Here is a 4646-nt window from a genome sequence, read left to right as displayed (position 1 = left end):
CATCGTTTTGAAGGTTGCTATACTGGCACAAATTATTATACCTTAAAAAAACCTCAAATGATTGCATAGCAATCATTTGAGGTTTTGGCAATTCTGAATTTCTTTGAAATTAAATCTGCTTGAATATCTGCGGAATGTGGGTTCCAGCGTCACGCCGATATCGTGTCCCGATCGCCTTCCCGGTGGCAAAATCGGGGCATTCAGCCGCGACGCATCGGGAACAATATCAGTATCGGAATTAACTGTCATTGGGGCTGGGGCACTACCGCTGGCTGCCGTTTCATCCAGCGGGGTACCGGGAATATATCGCGGCCCGACAACCATCGGAAAGACGAATTCATAATCGCCAGCTTGAAATTTCTAGCTGTCGGTATAGCGAATCGTGACATCAATTTCTTCACCGGGTTTGATGTTGGCAAGGGACTGGGTGAAAATATTATCTCGCTCTTGTTCCTGCAAACCCGCAGTCCGCCCTTCTTGTTTGGCTTTTTCGTAAATTCGCTGTGCTTCTTCGCGTTTTTTGATGCTGCCTTTAATGGTCTTCTCGCCGATTTTAATTTCCATTTCATCTACCGCTGCTTCTGCTGGTAGCGGAAAAATATAGACGGCTTCCAGCGGCTTGGTGAAAGGATTTTCAAATTTTTGCGAGACTTCAACTCGCGATAAATTTCCGGCTATTTTGGCTCTGACTTCAGTATGTTTCAGGGGAAAAACGAGTTTTTCTCCCTCGGGGGAACGCACGTATAATCCACTGGTTCGATCGCTTGGAGATTTCAAGGATGGCATAAAAGTAGTCCTCCATAAATGATACATCAAAAGGAACTGCAACACGCATCGTCTCGACTGCCTTCACTCTAGCGATTTCGTTTGGGTTTCACCGCTTGATTTTATTTTATTTTATTTTATTTTATTTTATTTTGTTTGCTTTGGATAAAGATTAGAAAGGGAAGCGGGAACGATCGATCGAGAAAAACAACGGATTCCAGTAGGTATCGATCTGTCCTATTAAATAATCGGCTTAGAGAACAGGAATTATGCAAAAAAATCTTTTTTTGGGAAAAATTGTCGCTTTTTCCGAGAAATATTGACGCATAAACCTGGTTTTTGGGTTCTCTAGAGCGTGTTTTCTTGCGTCTTAGAACCCCCCAGTACCCCTTAAAAAGAGGGGAGCAAGAGGGTCAAAGTCCCCTTTTTGGATCTCATAGTGAGCTGGGGGAAAATGTATCCTGTGTTACATGGTAATGGGTAATAGGTAATAGGTAATTGGCTCCAAATGACTAACCCATTACCCATTACCTATTACCAGTTCTTAGATCGAGTTATCACCATAGATCCGGGAGAGCCGATTTTTTGTATACGATCTAGCAAAAGGACACGGCAATGCCGTGTCCCCAGGGGTATCGATTTAGACCGCTACAAAATCGGTAACATTAATCAGCCCTGTTGACACATTGCTGAGAGTTGCTAACAGTTGACCGGAACTGGTAACTCGGATCGAAGTAGAATTATTTTCTACAGTAATGCTCAGTTGCGAGAAACTTAAACCGCCTGTCAAGCCGATCGCATCGCGACCATCTTGAAAGTCTAAAATAGTCTCGCGGCCGTTGTCGATACCTAAGATAAATCGATCGTCCCCAGTACCTCCCATCAAAGTATCATTCCCCTCATCTCCAAATAACCAATCGTCCCCAGCACTACCCAGTAAACTGTCTTCATCCTTGCCGCCATAAAGAGTATCGTTTCCAGCATCACCGTTGACGGTATCGGAACCTTCATTGCCAAACAACAAATCGTTGCCCAAATCACCACACATCTGGTCTTGAGCGCCAGCAGAGCCGATCGCCAGAGGGCTGCCAATATCCCCGTACATAGTATCTTCTCCGTCGGCACCACAGAGAGTATCGCTGCCCTCATCCCCAAACAGCACGTCGTTGCCCAAGTCTCCTAGGACCAAATCATCACCCTTGCCGCCACGCACTGTATCGTTTCCATTACCGCCAGAAAGGGAATCTTCGGCTTCTTGCCCGTTGAGGTAATCATCGCCACTGAGGCCAAATAGCAAATCGCGATCTGTAGAATCGATGTCTAAAGGGTTAAAAGCACCACCACCGTATAAGGTGTCGTTACCCTCATCGCCAATTAAAGTATCGCTCTGTTTGCCTCCAAAAATTATGTCGTCATCTTTGCCACCGTAAGCAACATCTTCGTTCTCGCCCGCAAAAATTAAATCATCTTTAGCACCCCCGTTGAGGTAATCATCGCCCTCATTGCCAACCAGCAAGTCGCTATCTGTGGCAGAGGGAAGAATGGTTATATTTCCTAGATCGATGCCGAGGTAAGATCCGCCATAAATATTGTCATTGCCAGTAAAGCCAATTACCAAGTCGTTACCATTTAAGCCGTTGATATTGTCATTGGTAATCGAACCCTCCAGAATGTCGTCGCTTTCTGTACCGTTGGTGGTGCTATTTGTTTGGTTGGGGCCGCGAATAGCAGTCTGGCTGGGAAAGGTTATCTGCTTGCAAATGCAATCTTCGTCTTGAGTTTCTGGCGTTGGCGTCGCAGTTGGAGTCGCCGTCGGAGTTGGAGTATCCGTTGGAGTATCCGTTGGAGTCGGAGTTGGAGTCGGAGTCGGAGTATCCGTTGGAGTCGGAGTCGGAGTCGGAGTATCCGTTGGAGTCGGAGTCGGAGTATCCGTTGGAGTCGGAGTCGGAGTCGGAGTCGGAGTATCCGTTGGAGTCGGAGTATCCGTTGGAGTCGGAGTCGGAGTCGGAGTCGGAGTATCCGTTGGAGTTGGAGTCGGAGTCGGAGTCGGAGTCGGAGTCGGAGTCGGAGTATCCGTTGGAGTTGGAGTATTCGTTGGAGTATTCGTTGGAGTCGGAGTTGGAGTATCCGTTGGAGTCGGAGTCGGAGTCGGAGTCGGAGTCGGAGTTGGAGTCGGAGTCGGAGTCGGAGTTGGAGTCGGAGTCGGCGTCGGAGTATCCGTTGGAGTTGGCGTTGTTGTCGGCGTCGGCGTTGTTGTCGGCGTCGGCGTCGGTGTCGGAGTTGGAGTCGGTGTCGGTGTCGGAGTCGGAGTCGGAGTTGGAGTCGGAGTTGGAGTCGGAGTCGGAGTTGGTGACTCCAAGTCGTCATTTACGATCGCACCTATGCCCGTCGCTTTAGTAATAGTCGCATTGACAGCGGTGCTGAGGTTGACGTTAAATGTTTCGTCAGTTTCAAACTTAGAATCGCCGTTGACAGCAACAGTAATGGTTTTTGTCGTTTCCCCGACATTGAAGGTAACGCTGCCTGTGGCCGCCGCGTAATCGCTATCAGCAGTGTTAGCAGTACCGTCAGACGTGGCGTAATTGACGGTGACGGGCAAGCTAGAACCTGCTGAGAGAGAGACGCTAAAGGTGGCGCTAGCAGTACCCGTATTGCCCTCGGTAACAACTACATCATCGATCGAGATACTAGGGCTGTCATCATTGGCGATCGTAGCAGTGGCGGTGCTGGTGGTGATAGTCGAACTTTCCGGCGCTGCGGTCAAATTTGGGTTGCTGAGGGTGACGGTAATTGTCTCGTCAGGTTCAACTGCGGTTTCGCCCAAGACATCCACAGCAATAATTTTAGTTGTTTCGTTGGCGGCAAAGGCGATCGTCCCTGTGGCGGTAGTAGCCCCGGCAGCATTGATATTATTGTAGTCTGCGCCGTTGCTCGCGGTACCAGCGATCGCATAATTTACCGTACTCCCTACCCCCGTGCCACCGCTGCGAGTGACAGTAAAAGTGACGGATTTAGTGCCGGAATTGCCTTCTATTAAGGAACCTGTCGCTGGATTTGTGAGTGCGATCGCATAAGCAATCGAGTCATTGGCTGCAATAGTCACTGTAGCATTGCTGCTGGCTGGTGCGATCGCATAATTCCCATTTCCCAAGTTCAGTCGCAGCGTTTCTGCAACCTCCGGTATAGCGTCATCAACCGGAGTCAGAATCACATCCACAAAGCTTTGCCCGTTCGGAATAGTGACGGGAAAGGTACTGCCCAGATTGTAGTCAGCAGCAACAGCGGTACTACTGCCATCAATGGCGAGATTCACCGTCAAATTACCAACTGTGCTATCACTGCGGCTGACACGGAAAGTGCCTGTGTCGATCGGGTTTTCCGAGGCTGAATCATCGAACGGGGTGATGCTAACAATCTGTTGTACTTCAACAGCGCCGATGTCAACAGCACTGCCAGAAGGCCGAGTTAAGCCACGCTGATCCGTAGCAGGTGCGATCGCGCTATTACCCCTGTCGATCGCGGGACTACCTGCATTCAGTGCGTGCGTCTGCGTAAGGCCCCCGTTATTTGCCAGTGCTCCGAGATTCGGATTGATGGGAGTGCCAGCAGTGCCTACTAGATCGCCATTAACACCGTTTGTGAAGCCAGCACCAGTAAGCTGTTCGACATCTAAACTGCATTAACTAAGTTACCTTTATTTTTTATTTTTCGGTTCCATTTCATAATTAGTCCTCCTTCATTTAACGGGACTTAAACAAATTTTAAGCCCAAACAAAGCCTAAACTGGCTTTATAAGCGGAGAATACGTCCCAATTTTGGTTCAACCATTTCACAAACCTAAAAGATATGGCTGTCCGAAATGCTTCGAGTGCATAGCGTAA

At 48.6% G+C, this 4646-nt stretch carries 1 protein-coding gene and 2 pseudogenes; all 3 read right to left on the bottom strand.

Annotation, left to right across the window (positions count from 1 at the left end; all coding sequences use genetic code 11):
• Positions 1 to 141: 141 nt before the first annotated feature.
• Positions 142 to 813: pseudogene (locus ACUVJL_RS28035) on the bottom strand (VIT domain-containing protein); the annotation flags it as partial.
• A 592-nt stretch (positions 814 to 1405) separates the two neighbouring features.
• The gene (locus ACUVJL_RS28030) at positions 1406 to 4078 is read right to left on the bottom strand and encodes a Calx-beta domain-containing protein (RefSeq protein WP_445248841.1); all 2673 of its coding nucleotides are present in this window, start codon (positions 4076 to 4078) and stop codon (positions 1406 to 1408) included.
• 117 nt (positions 4079 to 4195) lie between these two features.
• A pseudogene (locus tag ACUVJL_RS28025) lies at positions 4196 to 4360 on the bottom strand (choice-of-anchor Q domain-containing protein); the annotation flags it as partial.
• Positions 4361 to 4646 lie beyond the last annotated feature (286 nt).

The organism is Microcoleus sp. OTE_8_concoct_300 (assembly GCF_031383065.1).
In the GTDB taxonomy this organism is placed as follows: Bacteria; Cyanobacteriota; Cyanobacteriia; order Cyanobacteriales; family Microcoleaceae; genus Microcoleus.
Note: the sequence above shows the minus strand (reverse complement) of the source record. Positions and strands in the feature narration are given on the sequence as shown.